The following is a 22,156-nucleotide window of genomic DNA, read 5'->3' as shown; positions in this document are numbered from 1 at the left end:
AAGAAGCGATCAGACGCCGAACTGGGCGCGATAGGCTTCAACGGCTGGCAGGTGCTGCTTGAGCTGCGGATCGTCAGCCAGGAATTCCAGCACCTGATTCAGCGAAACGATGCTGATGACCGGGATGCCGAAATCACGCTCGACTTCCTGGATTGCCGATAGCTCACCGTTGCCGCGCTCCTGACGGTTCAGGGCGATCAGCACGCCGGCAGCCTTGGCGCCGTCCTGGGAAGCAATGATCTGCATCACTTCACGGATCGCGGTGCCGGCAGTGATCACGTCGTCGATGATCAGCACCTCACCGGTCAGTGGTGCACCGACCAGGCTGCCGCCTTCGCCGTGAGCCTTGGCTTCCTTGCGGTTGAAGCACCATGGCAGATCACGGTTGTGGTGTTCGGCCAACGCCACGGCAGTGGTTGCCGCCAACGGGATGCCTTTGTAGGCCGGGCCGAACAGCACGTCGAACGGAATACCGCTCTCGGCGATGGCTGCGGCGTAGAAACGGCCCAGCTGTGCCAGCGCGGAGCCCGAGTTGAACAGGCCGGCATTGAAGAAGTAAGGACTGGTGCGCCCGGACTTCAGGGTGAACTCACCGAAGCGCAAAACGCCGCGATCGATGGCAAAACGAATGAAATCGCGCTGATACGCTTGCATGAAAAAAACCCCAAATACCACGGATTTAGCTAATTAGCTTGACGCCGTGTATCATACACGCACGCGATTTTTGGGGCCATTTATGCGGATCATCAGTGTGAACGTCAATGGTATTCAGGCTGCAGTCGAGCGCGGTTTGCTCAGTTGGCTGCAGGCACAGAATGCCGACGTCATCTGCCTGCAGGACACCCGTGCCTCCGCCTTTGAACTGGACGACCCAGCCTTCCAACTGGACGGCTACTTCCTTTATGCCTGCGATGCTGAAGTCCCTGCCCAAGGCGGCGTGGCTTTGTATTCGCGGTTGCAACCGAAGGCTGTCATCAGCGGTCTCGGCTTCGAGACGGCCGACCGCTACGGGCGCTACCTGCAAGCAGATTTCGACAAAGTCAGTATTGCCACCTTGCTGCTTCCTTCGGGGATGAACGGCGATGAAGACTTGAACCAGAAGTTCAAGCTCATGGACGACTTCGGCAAGTACCTGGACAAACAGCGGCGCAAACGTCGCGAGTACATTTATTGTGGCTCGCTGTACGTCGCGCAGCAGAAGCTCGACATCAAGAACTGGCGCGACAGCCAGCAATCTCCGGGCTTCCTGGCGCCAGAACGCGCCTGGATGGACGAGATTGTCGGCAACATGGGCTATGTAGACGCCCTGCGCGAAGTCAGCCGCGAAGGCGACCAGTACAGCTGGTGGCCGGACAACGAACAGGCCGAGATGCTGAATCTGGGCTGGCGTTTCGACTACCAGATCCTGACCCCGGGCCTGCGGCGCTTCGTGCGCAGCGCACGCCTGCCGCGTCAGCCACGGTTCTCGCAGCACGCGCCGCTGATCGTCGACTACGACTGGACGCTGACCATCTAAGCTTCGTTTCGCAGTAGAAAAAATGCCCGTATCGCAGGATACGGGCATTTTTTTGCGTCAAACCCAGGCTGGAACGCGCGTCAGACCGCGGCGAAGAACGGCAGCGCCAGATACAACTTGATCACTATGACGTTGATGATATCGATGAAAAATGCACCCACCATCGGTACGACCAGAAACGCGATCTGCGAAGGACCGTAACGCTGCGTCACCGCTTGCATGTTGGCGATGGCGGTAGGCGTCGCACCGAGGCCGAAACCGCAATGCCCGGCCGCCAGCACTGCCGCGTCGTAATTGCGGCCCATGATCCTGAACGTCACGAACACCGCGAACAGCGCCATGACCAGCGTCTGCACGGCCAGGATAATGAAGATCGGCAACGCCAGGGCTGCCAGATCCCACAACTTGAGCGACATCAGCGCAATGGCCAGAAACAGCGACAGACTGACGTTGCCCAGCACCGAGACTTCCCGCTCGAATACCTGATACAGGCCCAACGCCGAGAGGCCGTTACGCAACACGACGCCCACAAACAAGACACAAACGAATGTCGGCAACTCGAATGCCGTGCCGTGCAGCAGCCCGTTCAGGAGATTGCCCACCAGCAGGCTGACCGCGATCAGCGCCAGTGTTTCGATGAACGAGAACGGCGTGATCGAGCGCTCCCTGTTCGGCTGCTCGAACCCCTTTGGCAGACGCGGCGCCTCCTGCGCATGACAACCAGGCACCTCGACACGTTTGATAAGCAGACGGGCAACCGGCCCACCGATCAGTCCACCCAGTACAAGACCGAATGTCGCCGAGGCCATCGCCAGCTCGGAGGCGGAGGCCAGACCGTATTTCTCGCTGAATACCGTTCCCCACGCGGCACCGGTTCCATGACCACCGGCCAGTGTGATGGAACCCGTCAACAGCCCCATCAGCGGGTCAAGCCCCAGCAATGTGGCGAGTCCGATGCCCATGGCGTTCTGCAGGATCAGGAGACCGGCGACCGCTAATATAAATATCCCTACTACGCGACCGCCCTTTTTGAGGCTGGCGAAGTCCGCACTCAGACCGATAGTGGCAAAAAACGCCAGCATGAGCGGTGCCTGCAGCGAGGTATCGAATCGGACTTCTATATCGAGCGCTCGCAATACCAGAAGAACCACAGCAACCAACAGGCCACCCGCAACCGGTTCGGGAATATTGAAATTGCGCAGTACACCAACACGGGTAACAAGACCACGTCCCAGCAGAAGTACAAGAGAAGCGGCCACGAGCGTGCCGTAGAAATCGAGCTGAATCATCTGGTTTATTCTTGGCTATATATTCGCAGGCGAACTTTTCCCTGGTTACGCCTCACGAATCGGCTGGCTGTTTCAACACTGGAAACACTGAAATTCAAGAGCCTTCGATGGTCTGAATATATCGAAATATTTCTGAAGGAATATGACGTGCGGCAACCTTAACAAGCGCAAAGTCATGCTGCCAATGCCCATTGGCCGCATCGAGGCATTACAGTTGTGACTAAAAATGTAAGAGCGATGAATATATAAAATTTCTTTTGCCATTCATCGCAGACAGATTATTCCTACAAGGAACTCAGGTTTATTAAGTTGCAAAAAAAGCCCTGACAGGCCAGGGCTTTTTAAATATGCAGAATTGATTATTCCAACATGCACCTTTCGGTTGAATGCTATTTGATCAAGCGCCAGGTAAACGGATAACGGTACGGAAAACCTTCATTGGCTTTTACGCCACCGATGATTGTCAGCACCAGCGCCGCAATGGCCAGCAGGCCGAACAGCACGAACCCGATGATCACCAGCATCAGTACGAAGCAGATCATTGAAGCAATCGCCACGGTGATCTGGAAATTCAGCGCTTCCTTGCCCTGGGCGTCGATGAACGGATCGGTCTCGCGCTTCATCTGCCACAGGACCAGTGGCCCGATCAGCGTTCCGAACGGAATCCAGATCCCCAGCAAGGCGGACAAGTGACAAAACATCGCCCATTGGCGAACCTCCTGGCTCGGCTTGGGCAACAACTCTTGCTCATCACTCATCTCGTCCTCCTTGCGGGTTGCGAACCTGCTCAGTCGGCCAGTGCAGCCTTTTGCAGTTCGAAGATCTCGTTCATGCCTTTCTTGGCCAGTTCCAGCATCGCGTTCAGCTCTTCAGGCTGGAACGGTGCGCCTTCAGCGGTGCCCTGCACTTCGATGAAACCACCGGTGCTGGTCATCACCACATTGAGGTCGGTCTCGGCGGCGGAATCCTCAAGATAGTCCAGATCCAGCACTGGCTCGCCCTGGTACATGCCAACAGATACGGCACCGATCATTTGCTTGAGCGGGTCGCCACCTTTCAGGCCGCCACGCTTCTTGATCACTTTCAGTGCATCGACCAGCGCAACCATGGCGCCGGTGATCGACGCGGTACGGGTGCCACCGTCGGCCTGGATCACGTCGCAGTCGACATACAGGGTGACGTCGCCCAGCTTGGACATGTCCAGTGCAGCGCGCAGGGAACGGCCGATCAGGCGCTGGATTTCCAGGGTGCGACCGCCCTGCTTGCCACGGCTCGCTTCACGCTGGTTACGTTCACCGGTAGCACGCGGCAGCATGCCGTATTCGGCGGTCAGCCAGCCCTGGCCCTGACCTTTAAGGAAACGCGGCACGCCATTTTCAACGCTGACGGTGCAGATGACTTTGGTATCACCGAATTCGACCAGTACGGATCCCTCGGCGTGTTTGGTGTAGTTGCGGGTAATGCGGATCGAGCGGAGCTGATCGGCAGCGCGACCACTTGGACGTTTCATAGGAGATACCTGTACTGGGGACGGAAAACTGCGGAGCATTATAGAGCCGCACGCCGCGCCTGGGCACTCGTTAAAAAATCCCGCCGACGACCGAAGGCCCTGAAACGCGCTTCGCCGACGGCCTGCAGCCCTTTGTCACACCGTGTGTTTGGGCGCATCTGCCGCACTGCGCTACAATCCTGCGCCTTTGCTGCCAGTCGGCTTAAATTCATTGATATCGAGCTGCGGAGCTTCAATTCGCGCCGATCTGTATCGCGAGGTCACCCCATGGTGCACAGCATGACCGCCTTCGCCCGCGTCGAAAAAGCCGGCGTTCAGGGCACCCTGAGCTGGGAGCTGCGCTCGGTCAACAGCCGCTACCTGGAACCCCATCTACGTCTGCCGGAATCGTTTCGCGACCTCGAAGGCGCCGTCCGCGAAGCCCTGCGCCAGGGCCTGTCGCGCGGCAAACTGGAGTGCACCCTGCGCTTCACCGAAGAAAGCGCCGGCAAGCCGCTGCAAGTGGATCGCGAGCGCGCCGCGCAACTGGTCGCTGCGGCCGAAACCGTCGCCAGCCTGATCAAGAACCCGGCGGCGCTGAACCCGCTGGAAGTGCTGGCCTGGCCGGGCGTACTGGTCGCAGACGCCACCGACCCGCAAGCGCTGAACGCCGAGGCGCTGGCCTTGTTCAATCAAGGCCTGAAAGACCTCAAGGCCGGCCGCGAGCGCGAAGGCGCAGAGCTGGCACGCCTGATCAACGATCGCCTGACCGCCATCGAAGAAGATGTGGTGACCCTGCGCGAACTGGTTCCGCAGATGCTTGCCACCCAGCGCCAGAAAGTCCTCGACCGTTTCGCCGACATGAAGGCCGAACTGGACCCGCAGCGCCTGGAACAGGAAATGGTCATCCTCGCGCAAAAAAGCGACGTGGCCGAAGAACTGGATCGCCTGAGTACTCACATCATCGAAGTTCGCCGGGTGCTGAAATCCGGCGGTGCCGCCGGCCGGCGCCTGGACTTCCTGATGCAGGAGCTCAACCGCGAAGCCAACACACTGGGCTCCAAGGCCTTCGACCCGCGCAGCACCCAGGCGGCGGTCAACCTCAAGGTGTTGATCGAGCAGATGCGCGAACAAGTGCAGAATATTGAGTAAGGCTATCTCCGACATGACCCACAGTACCGGCACCCTGTACATCATTTCCGCCCCCTCGGGCGCGGGCAAAAGCAGTCTGGTCAAGGCCCTGACCGACGCCAAACCGGAAATCCGCGTCTCGATTTCCCACACTACCCGCGCCATGCGCCCGGGCGAAGTGGACGGCGTGAACTACCACTTCGTGACCCGCGAAGAGTTCGTGAAGATGGGCGAGCACGGCGATTTCCTGGAACGCGCCGAAGTCTTCGGCAACTTCTACGGCACCTCGCAAAGCCGCCTGCAGCAGACCCTGGACGAAGGCCATGACCTGATTCTGGAAATCGACTGGCAAGGCGCGGAACAAGTGCGCAAGCTGATGCCGCAGGCCCGCTCGATCTTCATTCTGCCGCCATCGCTGCAGGCCCTGCACCAGCGCCTGACCAACCGTGGCCAGGACAGCGACGAGATCATCGACGGCCGGATGCGCGAAGCGGTCAGCGAGATGAGCCACTACGTCGAATACGACTACCTGATCATCAACGACGATTTCGCCCACGCGCTGGATGATCTGAAGGCGATTTTCCGCGCCAACCAGCTGCAACAGAAACGCCAGCAAGTGCGTTTTGGCAAATTGCTGGCTGAATTGCTGGGCTGAAACAGCACTTCACAAAACCGCTGCAAGAGCTTTACATTGGTGCTTGCAGCGCGTTGAAGAGTCTGGTCAAAAAATCAGCGCTTCCCTAATCGCTGGTGTTTTTTTAAACTGCCGAGTCCGCTCGCCCAACCGGGCAGCGCGCATATTGCATTCGCTCCGAGGAATACCATGGCCCGCGTAACCGTTGAAGACTGCCTAGAACACGTGGATAACCGCTTTGAGCTGGTCATGCTCTCTACCAAGCGTGCCCGTCAACTGGCCACCGGCGGCAAAGAGCCGAAAGTGGCATGGGAAAACGACAAGCCTACCGTCGTCGCCCTGCGCGAAATCGCTGAAGGTATCGTGACTCCCGAATTCATCGCCGCCGAAGAAATTGTCACCGAAGACCCGGTCTTCGCTGCCTTTGCTCCAGAGGACGAGTCCAACGAGGCCGTTTAAGCCTATGCCTGGTCGACGTAGCAAGGCGCGGGATCACAGCTTGCGGCAGGAGTCATCATGCCGAGCATAGACGCCCTCGCCGATCGAATATCGACCTACCTCGGTCAGGACCAGGTCAATCTGGTCCGCCGAGCGTATTTCTACGCCGAACAAGCCCACGACGGCCAACGCCGCCGCAGCGGCGAGGCGTATGTCACGCATCCTCTTGCCGTGGCGAACATTCTTGCCGACATGCACATGGACCATCAGAGCCTGATGGCCGCGATGCTGCATGACGTGATCGAAGACACCGGTATCGCCAAGGAAGCGCTGCAAGCGCAGTTCGGCGAGACCGTGGCCGAACTGGTCGACGGGGTCAGCAAACTGACCCAGATGAACTTCGAGACCAAGGCCGAAGCCCAGGCGGAAAACTTCCAGAAAATGGCCATGGCCATGGCGCGCGACATTCGCGTGATCCTGGTCAAGCTCGCCGACCGTCTGCACAACATGCGCACCCTGGAAGTGCTGTCCGGTGAAAAGCGCCGGCGCATCGCCAAGGAAACCCTTGAAATCTATGCCCCCATCGCCAACCGGCTGGGCATGCATTCGGTACGCATCGAGTTCGAAGACCTCGGCTTCAAGGCCATGCACCCGATGCGTTCCGCGCGGATTTACCAGGCGGTCAAACGCGCCCGCGGCAACCGCAAGGAAATCGTCAACAAGATCGAAGAGTCCCTCGGCCATTGCCTCGCCATCGACGGCATCCAGGGCGAAGTCAGCGGTCGCCAGAAACACCTCTACGGCATCTACAAGAAAATGCGCGGCAAGCGTCGGGCCTTCAACGAGATCATGGACGTCTACGCGTTCCGGATCATCGTCGACAAGGTCGACACCTGCTACCGCGTACTGGGTGCCGTGCATAATCTGTACAAACCGTTGCCGGGCCGCTTCAAGGATTACATCGCGATTCCCAAGGCCAACGGCTATCAGTCGCTGCACACCACGCTGTTCGGCATGCACGGTGTACCGATCGAGATCCAGATCCGTACCCGCGAAATGGAAGAGATGGCCAACAACGGCATCGCCGCCCATTGGCTGTACAAATCCAGCGGCGACGAGCAGCCGAAAGGCACTCACGCCCGAGCCCGTCAGTGGGTCAAAGGCGTGCTGGAAATGCAGCAACGTGCCGGCAACTCGCTGGAATTCATCGAAAGCGTGAAGATCGACCTGTTCCCGGACGAGGTCTACGTGTTCACGCCCAAAGGCCGGATCATGGAGTTGCCCAAAGGCTCCACGGCGGTCGACTTCGCCTACGCGGTGCACACCGACGTCGGCAACAGCTGCATCGCCTGCCGGATCAACCGTCGTCTCGCACCGCTGTCCGAACCGCTGCAAAGCGGTTCCACGGTCGAGATCGTCAGTGCCCCCGGCGCGCGGCCGAACCCGGCGTGGCTCAACTTCGTGGTCACCGGCAAGGCGCGAACCCACATCCGCCATGCGCTGAAACTGCAACGCCGCTCCGAATCCATCAGCCTCGGCGAGCGCCTGTTGAACAAGGTGCTCAACGGCTTCGACAGCGCGCTGGAACAGATTCCGGCCGAGCGCGTGAAGGCGATGCTCACCGAATACCGCCTCGAACTGATCGAAGACCTGCTCGAAGACATCGGCCTGGGCAACCGCATGGCCTATGTCGTGGCACGCCGCCTGCTCGGCGAAGGCGAGCAATTGCCAAGTCCGGAAGGCCCGCTGGCGATTCGCGGCACCGAAGGTCTGGTCCTCAGCTATGCCAAATGTTGCACGCCGATCCCGGGCGACCCGATTGTCGGCCACCTGTCGGCGGGCAAAGGCATGGTCGTGCACCTGGAAAACTGCCGCAACATCAGCGAAATCCGCCACAACCCGGAAAAATGCATCCAGCTTTCGTGGGCCAAGGATGTCACCGGCGAATTCAACGTCGAACTGCGCGTCGAGCTGGAGCACCAGCGCGGCCTGATCGCCCTGCTGGCCAGCAGCGTCAACGCAGCCGACGGCAATATCGAGAAAATCAGCATGGACGAACGCGATGGTCGCATCAGCGTCGTCCAGTTGGTGGTCAGCGTCCACGACCGTGTGCACCTGGCCCGCGTGATCAAGAAACTGCGCGCCCTGACCGGGGTGATCCGCATCACCCGCATGCGCGCATAACTCAAACAATACAAGGAGTCATACATGACCAAGACTGTTATCAGCAGCGACAAGGCCCCGGCCGCCATCGGTACTTATTCCCAGGCGATCAAGGCCGGCAATACCGTTTACATGTCGGGTCAGATTCCCCTCGATCCAAAAACCATGGAACTGGTCGAAGGCTTCGAAGCCCAGACCGTCCAGGTGTTCGAGAACCTGAAAGCCGTGGCCGAAGCCGCCGGCGGTTCGTTCAAGGACATCGTCAAGCTGAACATCTTCCTCACCGACCTGAGCCACTTCGCCAAGGTCAACGAGATCATGGGCAAGTACTTCGACCAGCCTTACCCGGCTCGCGCCGCCATCGGCGTGGCAGCCCTGCCGAAGGGTTCGCAGGTTGAAATGGATGCCATTCTGGTCATCGAGTAATGCGCCATGGCGCGGTCCAACACACCGCGCCGACCGCTCTGCGGTAAAGAAAAGGTTTTGAAAGGATTCCACCATGCGCAAAGCGCTTGCTCTCTCGCTGCTCGCCATTTTCCTCGGCGGTTGCGCCAGCAACCCTGCCGACCGTGACATCAGCGGCACCTGGATCAATCAGGTCGCCATCGATGCCGCTGCCAAGGGCGGCCCCCTGCGCGAAGCGCTTCAGGCTTACGGCCCGAATCTGGAGTGGGACGTCAACACCAAGGCCGGCCAGGCCCGCTATACCAACGGTTTCGAAAACGTCGAAGGTCGCTTGCTCGGCGAACAGTCCGGCGTCTGGAAAGTCGACTTCTATGGCAGCTCCGCCAGCGAGCTGAAACGTGATGGTGGCCAACTGCAACAAGCCGCCAACGAAAACGAACCGGAACAAGTCTTCGACCGCGCGCAAATTCCAGTGCCGGACGGCGCACCGATCGGCGCCAGCTTCGAACGCGCGCTGTATTCCGCTTATCTGGGCGGCAACTGGACGATCACCAGCGGCCAGGGCGAAGGCGCCACCGTGCAGTTTCAGGCTGACGGCCAAGTCTCCGGTCTGCCGGGTGCCGACCGCTATGCCCTGTGCCTCGCGGGCGATTGCGCGTCGATGAGCAGCGGCAACGACAGCATGTGGTTGCAGCAGAACGGCCAGGGCAACAACTGGATCTTTGTGCGCAAGGGCAAAGAGCTGGAAATCCTGCAGGCCGTGAATACGGCGCTGGCGGACGAACAACCGCAGTTCACCCCGGGTGAGCGCAAGTGGTTGCTTGAGAAGCAGTGATCTGCGCTTGAGACAAGAAAGGCGGAAGCAAGCCATTGCTCCCGCCTTTTTTATGTCCGCAAGTCAGCAGCGACCTTCAAGAATCGCGGCATACCCCTCGCGATAACTCGGATACTTCGGCACCCAGCCCAACGCCTTGGCCCGTGCATTGCTGCAACGCTTGCTGCCGGTACGACGCACACTCTCGTCTTCCGACCATTCGGTGACGCCCAGATACTCGCGCAGCCACGCCACCACCTCGGCGAGCGGCGCCGGCGCATCGTCCACGCCGATGTAGATGTCATCCAGCGCCACGCCCTTGCGATCCGCGTCCAGCAGATAAGCCATCAACCCCGCCGCATCATCGGCATGGATGCGATTGCCATACAGCGGTGGGTCAACCGCCACACGATAACCACGGCGTACCTGGGTCAGCAGCCATTCACGTCCCGGGCCATAAATGCCGGTCAGGCGCACGATGCTCGCGGGAATGCCGCTGTTGAGCGCAACCTGCTCGGCCTCCAGCATCAACCGACCGGAATAACCCGCGGCAACGGTTTCGGATTTTTCATCAACCCATTCGCCGTTCTGCTGCCCGTAAACACTGCTACTGGAAACGAACAGCAACCGATCAGGCTCTTGCCCGTAATCGTTCAGCCAACCCAGCACATGCTGCAAACCCTGCACATACGCCGCGCGATAACCGGCCTCATCGTGATCGGTGGCCGCCGCGCTATACACCAGGTAATCGATAGCGCCCACCGGCCAGGTCGCCGGGCAATCCTCATTGAACAAGTCACCGGCCACACCGATAACGCCCTCCGGCAAACGTGAAACATCCCGGCGCAGGCCGTATACCTGGAAGCCGGCAGCCAGCAATTGCGTGGCCAGACGGCTGCCGACATCACCGCAACCGGCGATCAAAACAGAAGGCGCGGACATCAAAAATCTCCCATCGGAAAGCGACAGACTAGCCTCGGCAAGGGACGAGCGGCTAGCAATGAAGGAAAAAAAGCAACTCTATTACTTTTGTTAACAAGAATTACTTGCAATAATGCACGCCACTTTTGTTCTCGGCCTCACGAGGCCTGGAAGAGCATCACCGTTTTTCTATCTCAGGTCCGGCCAGCATGACACGCATTCAAAACTCCGCTTCGCCAACCAACCGACCTCGCGCCTGGAGCGCCGTGGCTGCTCTGCTGCTCAGCCTGATGCTGGCACCAGTTGCTGCATTCGCTGACGCACAAGTCCCGGCCGCGCCAGCCGCCACCGAGCAGAGCGCTCCGGCCGCCGCACCTGCCGCGACCGATCCGGTGCAGGCCGCAGAGGCCAGCGCCGCCGATGCACCGGAAGTCCTCGAAGCCGACAACAGCCTGGGCATGGCCCACGACCTGTCGCCATGGGGCATGTACCAGAACGCCGACGTCATCGTTAAAGCCGTGATGATCGGCCTGGCCATCGCCTCGATCATCACCTGGACCATCTGGATCGCCAAGGGCTTCGAGCTGATGGGCGCCAAACGCCGGCTGCGCGGTGAAATCGCCAACCTGAAAAAAGCTGCCTCCCTCAAGGAAGCCAGCGCTAGCGCGGCGAAAGAAGGCACGCTGGCCAACCTGCTGGTACACGACGCCCTGGAAGAAATGCGCCTGTCGGCCAACGCCCGCGAGAAAGAAGGCATCAAGGAGCGCGTCAGCTTCCGCCTCGAGCGTCTGGTCGCCGCCTGTGGCCGCAACATGAGCAGCGGCACCGGCGTCCTCGCCACCATCGGCTCCACTGCGCCGTTCGTCGGCCTGTTCGGTACCGTGTGGGGCATCATGAACAGCTTCATCGGCATCGCCAAAACCCAGACCACCAACCTTGCCGTCGTAGCACCGGGCATCGCTGAAGCGCTGCTGGCTACCGCACTGGGTCTGGTTGCCGCGATTCCTGCCGTGGTCATCTACAACGTCTTCGCCCGCTCCATCGCCGGTTACAAGGCTCAGGTGTCCGATGCGTCGGCTCAGGTTCTGTTGCTGGTCAGCCGCGACCTCGACCACCAGCCTGAGCGCAACAGCTCGCAACCGCACATGGTGAAAGTGGGGTAATCGGCCATGGGCCTGCATTTGAAAGAAGGCGCAGACGACGATCTGGCCGAGAACCACGAAATCAACGTCACGCCGTTCATCGACGTGATGCTGGTGCTGTTGATCATCTTCATGGTGGCCGCTCCGCTGGCCACCGTGGACATCAAGGTTGACCTGCCTGCCTCCACCGCCAAACCGGCACCGCGGCCGGAGAAACCGGTATTCCTCAGCGTGAAGGCTGACCAGCGCCTGTTCATCGGCGATGACGAAGTGAAAGCCGAAACCCTCGGCGCCGCACTCGACGCCAAGACCCAGGGCAAGAAAGACACGACGATCTTCTTCCAGGCCGACAAAGGCGTGGATTACGGCGACTTGATGAGCGTGATGGATAACCTGCGCGCCGCCGGTTACCTGAAGGTCGGTCTGGTCGGACTCGAGAGCGCAGTCAAGAAATGATCACGACGCGCCATAAGCTGACGCGTTACAGCGGTAGCCTGGCCGTGGTGCTGGGTGTTCACGCGCTGGCCATTGCGCTGGCGCTGAACTGGAACGCCCGCCCGCCCATCGAATTGCCGCCGCAGGCAATGATGGTCGAGCTGGCACCGGTTCCGGCCCCGCCACCGCCCGCACCGCCGAAAGTCGTCACGCCACCGCAGCCACCGGCTCCGGTCGAAGAACTGCCGATCCCGAAACTGGCCGAAGCCCCCAAGGCAGAGATTGCCGTACCCAAGCCGAAGCCAAAACCCAAGCCAAAACCGCAACCGCCAAAACCGGTTGAGAAGAAACCGGAGCCTGTGAAGGAAAAACCTTCCGAGGAAAAACCGGCGGAGCCTCAGCAGACCCAGGCACCGACGGAGAAATCCGCCCAGCCGGCACCGGGCCCGTCGCCTGCACAACTGGCGGCCAAGGCCAGTTGGCAAGGTACCCTGCTTGCGCATCTGGCCAAGTACAAAAAGTACCCGGCCAGCGCTCAGGCACGGGGCAAGGAAGGTTTGAACCGGTTGCGTTTCGTGGTTGATGGCGAAGGCAACGTGCTGTCGTTCGAACTGGTGGGCCGTTCCGGCAACGCCGATCTGGACCGGGCCACCCTGGAAATGATCCGCCGCGCCCAGCCGCTGCCCAAGCCACCGGCCGACATGCTGACCAATGGTGCGATCGAAATCGTTGCGCCGTTTGTTTACTCGCTGGAACGCCGCCGCTAGAAGACACCGCAAAACCTGTGGGAGCGAAGAGGCCTGTCAGGCAAGGCGGCTTCGTCTGATACACCGCTTTCGCGAGCAATCTCGCTCCCACAGGGTTCTGCGACAACCGGACGAACCCGACACAAAGGCACCCAAAGGTGCCTTTGTCATATCTACCAACGGCAAACCGGCATTGCCCGGTGTCGCATTCATCACTCAGTCTGATAACGTGCGTCTATCGATTGCAGCCGGTATGCTTGGCCCGCATCTTCATGGACGCTTGCTATGACTCTCACAGAATTACGCTACATCGTTACCCTCGCCCAAGAGCAGCATTTCGGCCACGCGGCCGAGCGTTGCCACGTCAGCCAGCCGACCCTGTCGGTGGGCGTGAAAAAGCTTGAAGACGAACTCGGTGTGCTGATTTTCGAGCGCAGCAAAAGCGCCGTGCGCCTGACCCCTGTCGGCGAAGGCATCGTCGCTCAGGCGCAGAAAGTGCTGGAGCAGGCCCAGGGCATCCGCGAACTGGCCCAGGCCGGCAAGAACCAGCTGACCGCCCCGCTGAAAGTCGGCGCGATCTACACCGTCGGCCCGTACCTGTTCCCGCACCTGATTCCGCAACTGCACCGGGTCGCCCCGCAGATGCCGTTGTACATCGAAGAAAACTTCACCCACGTGCTGCGCGACAAACTGCGCAACGGCGAACTGGACGCGATCATCATCGCCCTGCCGTTCAACGAAGCCGACGTGCTGACCCTGCCGCTCTATGACGAACCGTTCTACGTCCTGATGCCGGCCCAGCACCCGTGGACGCAAAAAGAATCCATCGACGCCGCCCTGCTCAATGACAAGAGCCTGCTGCTGCTCGGCGAAGGCCACTGCTTCCGCGATCAGGTACTGGAAGCCTGCCCGACCCTGACCAAGGGCAACGACGGCGCCAAGCACACCACGGTCGAATCCAGCTCGCTGGAAACCATTCGCCACATGGTCGCCTCCGGCCTGGGCATCTCGATCCTGCCGCTGTCGGCGGTGGACAGCCATCACTACGCCCCGGGCGTGATCGAAGTGCGTCCACTGTCGGCACCGGTGCCGTTCCGCACCGTGGCCATCGCCTGGCGCGCCAGTTTCCCTCGCCCGAAAGCCATCGAGATCCTCGCCGACTCCATTCGCCTGTGCTCGGTCGCCAAACCTGCCGCGCCGGTCACGGCCGGTTAAGCCAGAGTCATGACTGAGCTGTCGCAGGTCTCGGTCACCGCACTCAAGGGTGTCGGTGAAGCCATGGCCGAGAAACTGGCCAAGGTCGGCCTGGAGAACCTTCAGGATGTGCTGTTCCACCTGCCGCTGCGTTATCAGGATCGCACCCGCGTGGTGCCGATCGGCGCGCTGCGGCCGGGACAGGACGCTGTGGTCGAAGGCACCGTCAGCGGTGCCGACGTGGTCATGGGCCGGCGTCGCAGCCTCGTCGTGCGTTTGCAGGACGGCACCGGCGGCCTGAGCCTGCGCTTCTATCACTTCAGCAACGCGCAGAAAGAAGGCCTCAAGCGCGGCACGCGGATTCGCTGCTACGGCGAAGCCCGGCCCGGTGCCTCGGGGCTGGAGATCTACCACCCGGAATACCGCGCCATTAACGGCGACGAGCCGCCGCCGGTGGATGAAACCCTGACCCCGGTCTACCCGCTGACCGAAGGCCTGACCCAGGCGCGCCTGCGCCAGTTGTGCATGCAGACGTTGACCCTGCTCAAACCGGCCACCCTGCCCGACTGGCTGCCGACGGAACTTGCCCGCGACTACCAACTGGCGCCGCTGGCCGATGCGATCCGCTACCTGCACAACCCGCCCGCCGATGCCGACGTCGAAGAACTCGCCCTCGGTCATCACTGGGCCCAGCATCGCCTGGCCTTCGAAGAACTGCTGACCCATCAGCTATCGCAGCAGCGCCTGCGCGAAAGCATGCGCTCCCTGCGCGCGCCGGCGATGCCGAAAGCCACCAGACTGCCGGCGAAATACCTGGCCAACCTCGGCTTCAACCCGACCGGCGCTCAGCAACGAGTCGGCAACGAAATCGCCTACGACCTCAGTCAGCACGAACCAATGCTGCGGCTGATTCAGGGCGACGTTGGTGCGGGCAAAACCGTGGTCGCCGCCCTCGCTGCGCTGCAAGCGCTGGAGGCCGGTTATCAGGTAGCTCTGATGGCGCCGACCGAGATCCTTGCCGAGCAGCACTTCATCACCTTCAAGCGCTGGCTCGAACCATTGGGCATCGAGGTGGCGTGGCTGGCCGGCAAGCTCAAGGGCAAGAACCGCGTGGCCGCGCTGGAACAGATTGCCGGCGGCACGCCGATGGTGGTCGGCACCCACGCGCTGTTTCAGGACGAAGTGCAGTTCAAGAACCTCGCGCTGGTGATCATCGACGAACAACACCGCTTCGGTGTGCAGCAACGTCTGGCGCTGCGGCAGAAAGGCGTCGGCGGGCGCATGTGCCCGCATCAACTGATCATGACCGCCACGCCGATTCCACGGACGCTGGCGATGAGCGCCTACGCCGACCTTGACACCTCGATCCTCGACGAACTGCCGCCCGGGCGAACCCCGGTCAACACCGTGCTGGTCACCGATACCCGCCGCGTCGAAGTCATCGAGCGGGTGCGCAGCGCCTGCGCCGAGGGCCGTCAGGCCTATTGGGTGTGCACGCTGATCGAAGAGTCCGAAGAGCTGACCTGCCAGGCCGCCGAAACCACTTTCGAAGACCTGACCGCCGCCCTCGGCGAGTTGAAGGTCGGGCTGATCCACGGCCGCATGAAACCCGCCGAGAAAGCCGCCGTCATGGCCGAGTTCAAGGCCGGCAACCTGCAACTGCTGGTCGCCACCACCGTGATCGAAGTCGGCGTCGACGTGCCCAACGCCAGCCTGATGATCATCGAAAACCCCGAGCGCCTCGGCCTTGCGCAGCTGCACCAGTTGCGCGGTCGCGTCGGTCGGGGCAGCGCAGTCAGCCATTGCGTGCTGCTCTACCATCCGCCGCTGTCGCAAATCGGCCGCCAGCGCCTGGGCATCATGCGCGAGACCAACGACGGTTTCGTCATTGCCGAAAAAGACCTCGAACTGCGCGGCCCCGGCGAAATGCTCGGCACCCGCCAGACCGGCCTGCTGCAATTCAAGGTCGCCGACCTGATGCGCGATGCCGATCTGCTGCCCGCCGTACGCGATGCCGCCCAGGCGTTGCTCGAACGCTGGCCCACCCACGTCAGCCCGTTGCTCGACCGCTGGCTGCGACACGGGCAGCAATACGGCCAAGTGTGAGCACCGTCGCAGTTTCTCAAAGCTCGTTCCAACCAAGCTGGTTATACTCCAGCAATTGTTTCAAAAACGGATACAGACCATGACCGAAGCTGCTCTCGCCCCCGAATCCCCGCACGCTCCGTCTGTTATTCGGCTGCTGCTCAACAAGCTGGGCGTCGCCTACGAAGAAGTGCTCGACCACCACGGCCTCAACGCCTCGCGCAAAGTGCAGGCCGTGTTGCTGGACGACGCGGTCGGTGCGCTGATGGTGCTGTTTCCACAGAGCCAGTTGCTGGATCTCAACCGCCTCGCCGAGCTGACGGGCCGTCGCCTGACCGCCGTGTCCACCGAGCGCCTGGAAAAGATGCTCGGTAAACACAGCCTGAGCCTGCTGCCGGGCCTGCCGGCGCTGACCAGCTCGCCGTGCCTCTACGAAGAAAGCCTGCTGCGCGAGCCGAAGTTGCTGATCAACTCCGGCGAGCCGGGCCTGCTGCTGGAAATCGCCAGCGAAGATTTCAAGACCATGCTGACCAAGGCCAGCGCCGCCAACTTCGGCGAAGCCCTGAGCAGCATCCGCCCGAACCTCGACCGCCCGGACGATGACCGCGAGGAAATCACCCAGGCCGTTCAGGCGTTCACCGCGCGGCGCATCCAGCAGCGTCTGGAAGCGACCATCGAGATTCCACCGCTGGCCGAAACCGCACAAAAAATCATCAAGCTGCGCGTCGACCCCAACGCCACCATCGACGACATCACCGGCGTGGTCGAAACCGACCCGGCGCTGGCTGCGCAAGTGGTGAGCTGGGCGGCGTCGCCGTACTACGCGTCGCCGGGCAAGATCCGTTCGGTGGAAGACGCGATCGTCCGCGTGCTGGGCTTCGATCTGGTGATCAACCTGGCGCTGGGCCTGGCCCTCGGCAAGACCCTGAGCCTGCCGAAAGACCACCCGCAGCACACCACGCCGTACTGGCAGCAGTCGATCTACACCGCCGCCGTCATCGAAGGCCTGACCCGCGCCATGCCGCGCGCCCAGCGTCCGGAATCCGGCCTGACCTACCTCGCCGGCCTGCTGCACAACTTCGGCTACCTGCTGCTGGCCCACGTGTTCCCGCCGCACTTCTCGCTGATCTGCCGGCACCTGGAGGTCAACCCGCACCTGTGCCACAGCTACGTCGAGCAACACCTGCTGGGCATCAGCCGCGAACAGATCGGCTCCTGGCTGATGCGCTACTGGGACATGCCGGACGAACTGGCCACCGCCCTGCGCTTCCAGCACGACCCGAACTACGACGGCGCCTACGCCGAATACCCGAACCTCGTCTGCCTGGCCGTGCGCCTGCTGCGCAGTCGCGGCATCGGCTCCGGCCCGGATGAAGACATTCCGGATGCGCTGCTGGAACGCGTTGGCCTGACTCGCGACAAGGCCAATGATGTGGTCAGCAAAGTACTGGAAGCCGAAGTCCTCCTGCGCGAACTGGCTTCGCAGTTCAGCCAGGCCTGATTTGCGCCTATAAAAAAGGCCCCACACTCAACCGAGTGTGGGGCCTTTGTATTTGATCGTTCCCACGCTCTGCGTGGGAATGCAGCCCATGACGCTCCGCGTCACAGCCTCACGCAATACTCAAGCAGCCTTCGGCTTGGCCTTCCTCGGCTTCAAATACTTCATCAACCCCTGAAACCACATCACCAGCGCCGGATTGCCCTTGAGCTGGATGGTCTTGTCCTGAATCCCCTGCATGAACGCCAGCTGCTTGTTTTTGGCCTGCATCGTGGCAAACCCGAACGCCGCGTCTTTAAAGGCAATCGCAAACGCCGGCTCCGCCACCACCCCGGACTTGCTGGTAATGCGCTGATCTTTCACCACGAAATGCCGCGCCACTTTCCCGTCCAGAGTCTGTAGCTGAAACACCAGATCCTTGTCACCCAACTGCTGCTGGAACGCAGGATTTGTCCGACTGGCCTTACCCATCAACAGACCCAGCATCCACAGAAGAAAACGAAATTTCATGCGCACAGCCTCAAAAGGAAAATGAACGGCCGGGGGAGTGTAAGGGATTCGAACGGATTCGCCACTATCTTGGACGGATAGAAGACGATGCATGGCTTTTCTCGCATGATGACTACCAAGTCACGATTTCCGCCCCACAACCTGATCGTTCCCACGCTCCGCGTGGGAATGTCTCCCGTGACGCTCCGCGTCACACCATCCCCCCGTCCTACACCTGAAGAAACACATTCCTGTAGGAGCTGCCGAAGGCTGCGATCTTTCGGTCTGCTGCCCCGCAAACCTATGGGAAATTTCCTGCGAAGCGCCGGGATACCTATGAACTAGGCAGGCTGGGACATCACCGATAGCCTCTGTGTGTCACCGCAAAATCGGTGACTCGGACGTGCAAGTCCGGTTCAGGTGCACAATCGCAATGGCATTTCGCCGAGCGTTTTCCTATGCTCGCGGATCGTTATGGCGGCTGTGCGTCGGAGACTCTTGAGTCTGCCGGCCACCTGGACCGGTCTTGCACACCAACGCACAGCTGCCACCTATTTCGAAGTGCAAAGCGAATGGGTGTCGGCCTCACAATTCCAGGAAGCTGCGCAATGATCAAACCAACACCCAATCCCCCCGAAATTCCAGAAAACCCGGAAACCTCCCCTTACGAATCCCTCGATTCAAAGAAACTCCACGAAGCCGCCGAACGCGCCCTCGACCACCACTTCAAACCCAGAGCCACACGCCCCAAACGCCTGGGAGGCCTGTTCGCCCTCTGCCCCAACGCCGACGCCGAAGCGCTCATGGCCAATGCCTCCGAAGACCTCCTGTCCATCAGCGCCTTCGCCGCCAACCTGGCCGACGACCTCGACGGCCCCCGCCGCTCAATGGCGCTCGGCCTGAGCAGAATGGCGGACGGCGTGCGGTTAATGGTGGAAGGCACGCTCGATCACATTGAGTTTCGGGAGTATCAAACACGGGGTTGATAGCCCATAACTGACGGAGGGCGCAATGAGTGCCCTCCGTCAATTGGTCGCACTAATAGCATTTGCTCGGAGCGATTGGCTCAGTCACTTCCGATTGAAGTCGCTTGGCAGCGCTGAGACCTGACTCGTAGCCCTTGTCGGCGGCAAGCTGATAACAAGCCAAGGCACGAGGGATATCCTTCACGCCGAGATCGCCACTCTTCCAATAGTCACCAAGCGAAACGATTGCATGTGCTGATCCCATGGAGCTGGCGCGAATAAGCTCTTTCTCCACATCAGCGGGCCGCTGGCAGGGTCCGCTTCCAGCCGTGTCATTGCCAAAACAATAAAAGCTTGCCAGCCCCTCAGCTCCTCCTGGCGAATTAACCGCTGCCGCTTTGAAAAGAGCTTCAACTTTGCTGTATTCCAACTGCGGAGCCATACCCGACAGACTCAGCCTAGCCGCAGTCTCGCTGGAAACAGGATCGCCTGAAGCAGCCGCACACAGATAATTTTCCAATGCAGCCTCAAAAAGTTCTCCTGTCAGACGGTATTGCTCAAGACCACCCAAGCCAACAAATCCTTGCGCACGCTGTGAGCAGAAATTTTCCTCGCGACTCAATGAGCGAGTATTGGCTACAGAAAGCTCCTTTTCGGGAATCGACCAATCCTCAACCCCCTCAAGCGTCCAGCAGGCTTTGCGCGAAAAGTTGAAGATCTTGATATTGCTGTTTCCGGCACGTTTATCCACAACGTCAACGTGACGATCATCCACTCTCTCGATTTCTATCCCTTCGACTTTCCCATCAGGCACCACAGCCATTAAGGGAAACACCATGTCGCGCCCTACCTCCGCAGTGACGTGAGTCACTATCCGTCCTATATCCGACGTCCCCTTCAACACCAATAGCTTCACCGCTTGCGCAGTCAGTCGCTTTTGCGATTCGGCATTAGCGGAGAAGTATGGAAGAAACTGGGCGAAGTCTTGCGTCGGGCACGAGCCACGCCCAAATGCAGAGCCACCACCGCTATCGGACGCGATATTGTCCAGAAACACCGACCGCTCACGGCTCATGCTTGCGATGCAATTGTTCACGGCTGCCACATGCGCCGAAGAGCCCGGCTCCGTCTTCAACGCATCAATCTGGCAATCGGTATCGCGTAGCTTGATCCAAGCGCGCTGAGCCTCCTGAACCGTCGCCTTTTGGCTTGCGGCAAGTACAGGATCGGTCTGATATCCACCTTCGAGCCGAACCATCAATTCTTGATAACTGGTATTCAACCGCGCATCTGCAGCAGCCTTGGCACTCACAGAACATCTTTCACTCTGGGAATTTGTAGTGATATCAACACATGCATCCTGGGCGAATGAATCCCCCCCGAACAGAGATAAACCGCAAAGCAATAAACTGCACAATAATGGAATAAAATATTTATTCACGGAAAATTCCAACGACAGATTTCGAAGGCATACTTTAAGTTGCACTTATTCATCAAGCGATATAGCCATTTTCAGAGTATATCCATTCAGGTAAACGACTGCTTCGCGTCCGTTTATATCGACAGGCGTAGGGTTATTAATCATTCCGTCATCAATGGCCGTTGCAATTTTCGTCAGCGTTTTATCCGCAACATTGGCACGCCAAATAGTCTCATTGCCATTTTTGAAGTAAAACGTCGGCCGGGATTTGCTCCAAATCGGACTATAAATATTCCAACCCACCTCCGGCCGGCCAACCGGAGCTATCGTCTCATATCCTTTGGTGTGCGAATAATACGCTTGCAACTTCCCATAATCACCACCCCAACCGAATGTCAATCCACTGACAGCGTTTTCATCAGTATTTGGCCACTGCTGGAACAATAAACTACTTTCAACCGGTGGCAGCTTGGAGCCGAGTTTATATACCATCCCCCGCAACTGATTTTTCGAAAGCTGCTGTCGATAGTAAAACGCCCCATCCAAGATTCCAGCAAACCTTTTCCCTTCGTCGTTCGAACCCAAATTCAAGGCACCGTCAAAGCCGATATCTTTTGCAATCGTGTGCAGCACGGGCCTGTCGTTGCGGTCAACGTACTCATATAGATTACCCCGGTACGCAATCATCGCTGGATCAAAGTGCCCTTCAAATACGATGACATACAACATGCCTGAAATTGTTTCGGCGGAGATTACAAATCGTTCAACAGCGCCTTTCTCATTGGGAAGCCATGCTAAATCAATGACCCTCCATGAACGCTCAAACTGTGCATAGGCTTTATCGCCCAACATCAACTTAATATCTTTCTGAGTCGGTCTAGGCGCAATAGCAACCGGTGACAGAAACTGAATCTGATGAACATAAGCATCCTCTAAGCATTCAACAGACTCACAAGAATTTCGCTCTGACTCGAGCCAATCACTCTCGATTACTTGAAAAGCTCGTCTATTCTTCAACGGCTTGAAAAATTCACTCAGCTTTTCATCCATTATGGACAATGAAGGAGAGCTACAAATTTTCTTTTCTACGCCCGTCGAAGCCTTGCCGCAATCGAAACTCGCGGAAAGCACGAACGAACTAAAAAACAAAAAGGTTAACGATAAAAAACCAGGAAACGAATAAATACTCTTCATTTAGTTGACCATCAAGTAAGAAGCGGGACAGATCTGTTTAAATACCCTACGAAGACCAAAGCCACTAAGCGCAACAAATAAATCCGTCCCCTTTAACTCCGAGTAGAATTGAATACTCTTTCACAATGCAACACCTTAACAGACTGCCATTTTTAACGTAGCCTCTGAGGGTTAAAATACTGTGAATA

General features: G+C 59.4%; 22 protein-coding genes. 14 read left to right on the top strand and 8 right to left on the bottom strand.

All coding sequences use genetic code 11. The features are described from left to right. Positions 1-9 precede the first annotated feature (9 nt). Complete coding sequence (gene pyrE, locus CAF79_RS04405; protein WP_007954442.1) at positions 10-654, bottom strand: orotate phosphoribosyltransferase; 645 nt, start codon at positions 652-654, stop codon at positions 10-12. A gap of 82 nt (positions 655-736) precedes the next feature. Here pyrE and CAF79_RS04400 point away from each other — a divergent pair, with 82 nt between their 5' ends. After that, on the top strand, positions 737-1,516 hold the full coding sequence (locus CAF79_RS04400; protein WP_007920349.1) for an exodeoxyribonuclease III: 780 nt from the start codon (positions 737-739) through the stop codon (positions 1,514-1,516). Between the two features lie 80 nt (positions 1,517-1,596). Here the strand turns inward: CAF79_RS04400 and gltS are convergent, their stop codons facing one another. The 3 genes from gltS to rph all read right to left on the bottom strand — a co-directional run bounded on the left by gltS (position 1,597) and on the right by rph (position 4,315). Then, positions 1,597-2,805, bottom strand: coding sequence for a sodium/glutamate symporter (gltS, locus tag CAF79_RS04395; RefSeq protein WP_085696820.1), 1,209 nt, complete (start codon positions 2,803-2,805; stop codon positions 1,597-1,599). A 389-nt stretch (positions 2,806-3,194) separates the two neighbouring features. After that, the gene (locus tag CAF79_RS04390) at positions 3,195-3,563 is read right to left on the bottom strand and encodes a DUF4870 domain-containing protein (RefSeq protein WP_085696819.1); all 369 of its coding nucleotides are present in this window, start codon (positions 3,561-3,563) and stop codon (positions 3,195-3,197) included. A gap of 29 nt (positions 3,564-3,592) precedes the next feature. Then, complete coding sequence (gene rph / locus CAF79_RS04385; protein ID WP_003229494.1) at positions 3,593-4,315, bottom strand: ribonuclease PH; 723 nt, start codon at positions 4,313-4,315, stop codon at positions 3,593-3,595. A 267-nt stretch (positions 4,316-4,582) separates the two neighbouring features. Here rph and CAF79_RS04380 point away from each other — a divergent pair, with 267 nt between their 5' ends. The 6 genes from CAF79_RS04380 to CAF79_RS04355 all read left to right on the top strand — a co-directional run bounded on the left by CAF79_RS04380 (position 4,583) and on the right by CAF79_RS04355 (position 9,900). Continuing rightward, the gene (locus CAF79_RS04380) at positions 4,583-5,446 is read left to right on the top strand and encodes a YicC/YloC family endoribonuclease (RefSeq protein ID WP_085696818.1); all 864 of its coding nucleotides are present in this window, start codon (positions 4,583-4,585) and stop codon (positions 5,444-5,446) included. Between the two features lie 13 nt (positions 5,447-5,459). Further along, complete coding sequence (gmk, locus tag CAF79_RS04375; protein WP_085696817.1) at positions 5,460-6,080, top strand: guanylate kinase; 621 nt, start codon at positions 5,460-5,462, stop codon at positions 6,078-6,080. Positions 6,081-6,248: 168 nt separating this feature from the next. After that, positions 6,249-6,518: a DNA-directed RNA polymerase subunit omega gene (gene rpoZ / locus CAF79_RS04370; RefSeq protein WP_065258182.1), complete on the top strand. Its 270-nt coding sequence runs from the start codon at positions 6,249-6,251 to the stop codon at positions 6,516-6,518. Positions 6,519-6,575: 57 nt separating this feature from the next. Then, positions 6,576-8,681, top strand: a complete 2,106-nt coding sequence (spoT, locus tag CAF79_RS04365; RefSeq protein WP_085696816.1) for a bifunctional GTP diphosphokinase/guanosine-3',5'-bis pyrophosphate 3'-pyrophosphohydrolase — start codon at positions 6,576-6,578, stop codon at positions 8,679-8,681. A 24-nt stretch (positions 8,682-8,705) separates the two neighbouring features. After that, positions 8,706-9,086 carry a RidA family protein gene (locus CAF79_RS04360; RefSeq protein ID WP_085685905.1) on the top strand — a complete coding sequence of 127 codons (381 nt, stop codon included), beginning with the start codon at positions 8,706-8,708 and terminating at the stop codon, positions 9,084-9,086. A 73-nt stretch (positions 9,087-9,159) separates the two neighbouring features. Then, positions 9,160-9,900 carry a hypothetical protein gene (locus CAF79_RS04355; protein ID WP_085696815.1) on the top strand — a complete coding sequence of 247 codons (741 nt, stop codon included), beginning with the start codon at positions 9,160-9,162 and terminating at the stop codon, positions 9,898-9,900. Between the two features lie 63 nt (positions 9,901-9,963). On the opposite strand, the gene CAF79_RS04350 is transcribed toward CAF79_RS04355, so the two are convergent. Further along, a complete protein-coding gene (locus tag CAF79_RS04350; protein WP_085696814.1) occupies positions 9,964-10,821 on the bottom strand; it encodes an NAD-dependent epimerase/dehydratase family protein in 858 nt (285 codons plus the stop codon). A gap of 188 nt (positions 10,822-11,009) precedes the next feature. Between CAF79_RS04350 and exbB the strand changes: the two genes are divergently transcribed. The 6 genes from exbB to CAF79_RS04320 all read left to right on the top strand — a co-directional run bounded on the left by exbB (position 11,010) and on the right by CAF79_RS04320 (position 17,903). Then, complete coding sequence (exbB, locus tag CAF79_RS04345; RefSeq protein ID WP_085696813.1) at positions 11,010-11,963, top strand: tonB-system energizer ExbB; 954 nt, start codon at positions 11,010-11,012, stop codon at positions 11,961-11,963. A gap of 6 nt (positions 11,964-11,969) precedes the next feature. After that, positions 11,970-12,398, top strand: a complete 429-nt coding sequence (exbD, locus tag CAF79_RS04340) for a TonB system transport protein ExbD (protein WP_064379836.1) — start codon at positions 11,970-11,972, stop codon at positions 12,396-12,398. Further along, the gene (locus tag CAF79_RS04335; RefSeq protein ID WP_085696812.1) at positions 12,395-13,144 is read left to right on the top strand and encodes an energy transducer TonB; all 750 of its coding nucleotides are present in this window, start codon (positions 12,395-12,397) and stop codon (positions 13,142-13,144) included. Before exbD ends, CAF79_RS04335 begins: the two co-directional genes overlap by 4 nt. A gap of 264 nt (positions 13,145-13,408) precedes the next feature. Beyond that, the gene (locus tag CAF79_RS04330; RefSeq protein ID WP_064379831.1) at positions 13,409-14,338 is read left to right on the top strand and encodes a hydrogen peroxide-inducible genes activator; all 930 of its coding nucleotides are present in this window, start codon (positions 13,409-13,411) and stop codon (positions 14,336-14,338) included. Positions 14,339-14,347: 9 nt separating this feature from the next. Then, entirely contained in the window at positions 14,348-16,423 is a 2,076-nt protein-coding gene (gene recG, locus CAF79_RS04325) for an ATP-dependent DNA helicase RecG (RefSeq protein ID WP_085696811.1), read from the top strand. 79 nt (positions 16,424-16,502) lie between these two features. Next, complete coding sequence (locus CAF79_RS04320) at positions 16,503-17,903, top strand: aminoacyl-tRNA deacylase and HDOD domain-containing protein (RefSeq protein ID WP_085696810.1); 1,401 nt, start codon at positions 16,503-16,505, stop codon at positions 17,901-17,903. Between the two features lie 120 nt (positions 17,904-18,023). On the opposite strand, the gene CAF79_RS04315 is transcribed toward CAF79_RS04320, so the two are convergent. After that, positions 18,024-18,410: an SCP2 sterol-binding domain-containing protein gene (locus tag CAF79_RS04315; protein ID WP_085696809.1), complete on the bottom strand. Its 387-nt coding sequence runs from the start codon at positions 18,408-18,410 to the stop codon at positions 18,024-18,026. A 587-nt stretch (positions 18,411-18,997) separates the two neighbouring features. Here CAF79_RS04315 and CAF79_RS04310 point away from each other — a divergent pair. Further along, a complete protein-coding gene (locus CAF79_RS04310; protein ID WP_085696808.1) occupies positions 18,998-19,375 on the top strand; it encodes a DUF6124 family protein in 378 nt (125 codons plus the stop codon). A 52-nt stretch (positions 19,376-19,427) separates the two neighbouring features. On the opposite strand, the gene CAF79_RS04305 is transcribed toward CAF79_RS04310, so the two are convergent. Both CAF79_RS04305 and CAF79_RS04300 read right to left on the bottom strand, forming a co-directional pair. Continuing rightward, the gene (locus tag CAF79_RS04305) at positions 19,428-20,795 is read right to left on the bottom strand and encodes a lysozyme inhibitor LprI family protein (protein ID WP_085696807.1); all 1,368 of its coding nucleotides are present in this window, start codon (positions 20,793-20,795) and stop codon (positions 19,428-19,430) included. Between the two features lie 45 nt (positions 20,796-20,840). Further along, on the bottom strand, positions 20,841-21,968 hold the full coding sequence (locus CAF79_RS04300; protein ID WP_256579231.1) for a lysozyme inhibitor LprI family protein: 1,128 nt from the start codon (positions 21,966-21,968) through the stop codon (positions 20,841-20,843). Positions 21,969-22,156 lie beyond the last annotated feature (188 nt).

It is taken from the genome of Pseudomonas sp. B26(2017), from assembly GCF_002113045.1.
In the GTDB taxonomy this organism is placed as follows: Bacteria; Pseudomonadota; Gammaproteobacteria; order Pseudomonadales; family Pseudomonadaceae; genus Aquipseudomonas.
Note: the sequence above shows the minus strand (reverse complement) of the source record. Positions and strands in the feature narration are given on the sequence as shown.

Coding starts and splice junctions, on each gene's coding strand:
- gmk (WP_085696817.1), top strand. CDS start 5,460: ATGACCCACAGTACCGGCACCCTGTACATCATTTCCGCCCCCTCGGGC.
- CAF79_RS04380 (WP_085696818.1), top strand. CDS start 4,583: ATGGTGCACAGCATGACCGCCTTCGCCCGCGTCGAAAAAGCCGGCGTT.
- CAF79_RS04330 (WP_064379831.1), top strand. CDS start 13,409: ATGACTCTCACAGAATTACGCTACATCGTTACCCTCGCCCAAGAGCAG.
- CAF79_RS04315 (WP_085696809.1), bottom strand. CDS start 18,410: ATGAAATTTCGTTTTCTTCTGTGGATGCTGGGTCTGTTGATGGGTAAG.
- rpoZ (WP_065258182.1), top strand. CDS start 6,249: ATGGCCCGCGTAACCGTTGAAGACTGCCTAGAACACGTGGATAACCGC.
- spoT (WP_085696816.1), top strand. CDS start 6,576: ATGCCGAGCATAGACGCCCTCGCCGATCGAATATCGACCTACCTCGGT.
- CAF79_RS04320 (WP_085696810.1), top strand. CDS start 16,503: ATGACCGAAGCTGCTCTCGCCCCCGAATCCCCGCACGCTCCGTCTGTT.
- exbB (WP_085696813.1), top strand. CDS start 11,010: ATGACACGCATTCAAAACTCCGCTTCGCCAACCAACCGACCTCGCGCC.
- CAF79_RS04335 (WP_085696812.1), top strand. CDS start 12,395: ATGATCACGACGCGCCATAAGCTGACGCGTTACAGCGGTAGCCTGGCC.
- exbD (WP_064379836.1), top strand. CDS start 11,970: ATGGGCCTGCATTTGAAAGAAGGCGCAGACGACGATCTGGCCGAGAAC.
- CAF79_RS04300 (WP_256579231.1), bottom strand. CDS start 21,968: ATGAAGAGTATTTATTCGTTTCCTGGTTTTTTATCGTTAACCTTTTTG.
- CAF79_RS04390 (WP_085696819.1), bottom strand. CDS start 3,563: ATGAGTGATGAGCAAGAGTTGTTGCCCAAGCCGAGCCAGGAGGTTCGC.
- CAF79_RS04310 (WP_085696808.1), top strand. CDS start 18,998: ATGATCAAACCAACACCCAATCCCCCCGAAATTCCAGAAAACCCGGAA.
- pyrE (WP_007954442.1), bottom strand. CDS start 654: ATGCAAGCGTATCAGCGCGATTTCATTCGTTTTGCCATCGATCGCGGC.
- CAF79_RS04355 (WP_085696815.1), top strand. CDS start 9,160: ATGCGCAAAGCGCTTGCTCTCTCGCTGCTCGCCATTTTCCTCGGCGGT.
- CAF79_RS04360 (WP_085685905.1), top strand. CDS start 8,706: ATGACCAAGACTGTTATCAGCAGCGACAAGGCCCCGGCCGCCATCGGT.
- CAF79_RS04350 (WP_085696814.1), bottom strand. CDS start 10,821: ATGTCCGCGCCTTCTGTTTTGATCGCCGGTTGCGGTGATGTCGGCAGC.
- CAF79_RS04400 (WP_007920349.1), top strand. CDS start 737: ATGCGGATCATCAGTGTGAACGTCAATGGTATTCAGGCTGCAGTCGAG.
- gltS (WP_085696820.1), bottom strand. CDS start 2,805: ATGATTCAGCTCGATTTCTACGGCACGCTCGTGGCCGCTTCTCTTGTA.
- rph (WP_003229494.1), bottom strand. CDS start 4,315: ATGAAACGTCCAAGTGGTCGCGCTGCCGATCAGCTCCGCTCGATCCGC.
- recG (WP_085696811.1), top strand. CDS start 14,348: ATGACTGAGCTGTCGCAGGTCTCGGTCACCGCACTCAAGGGTGTCGGT.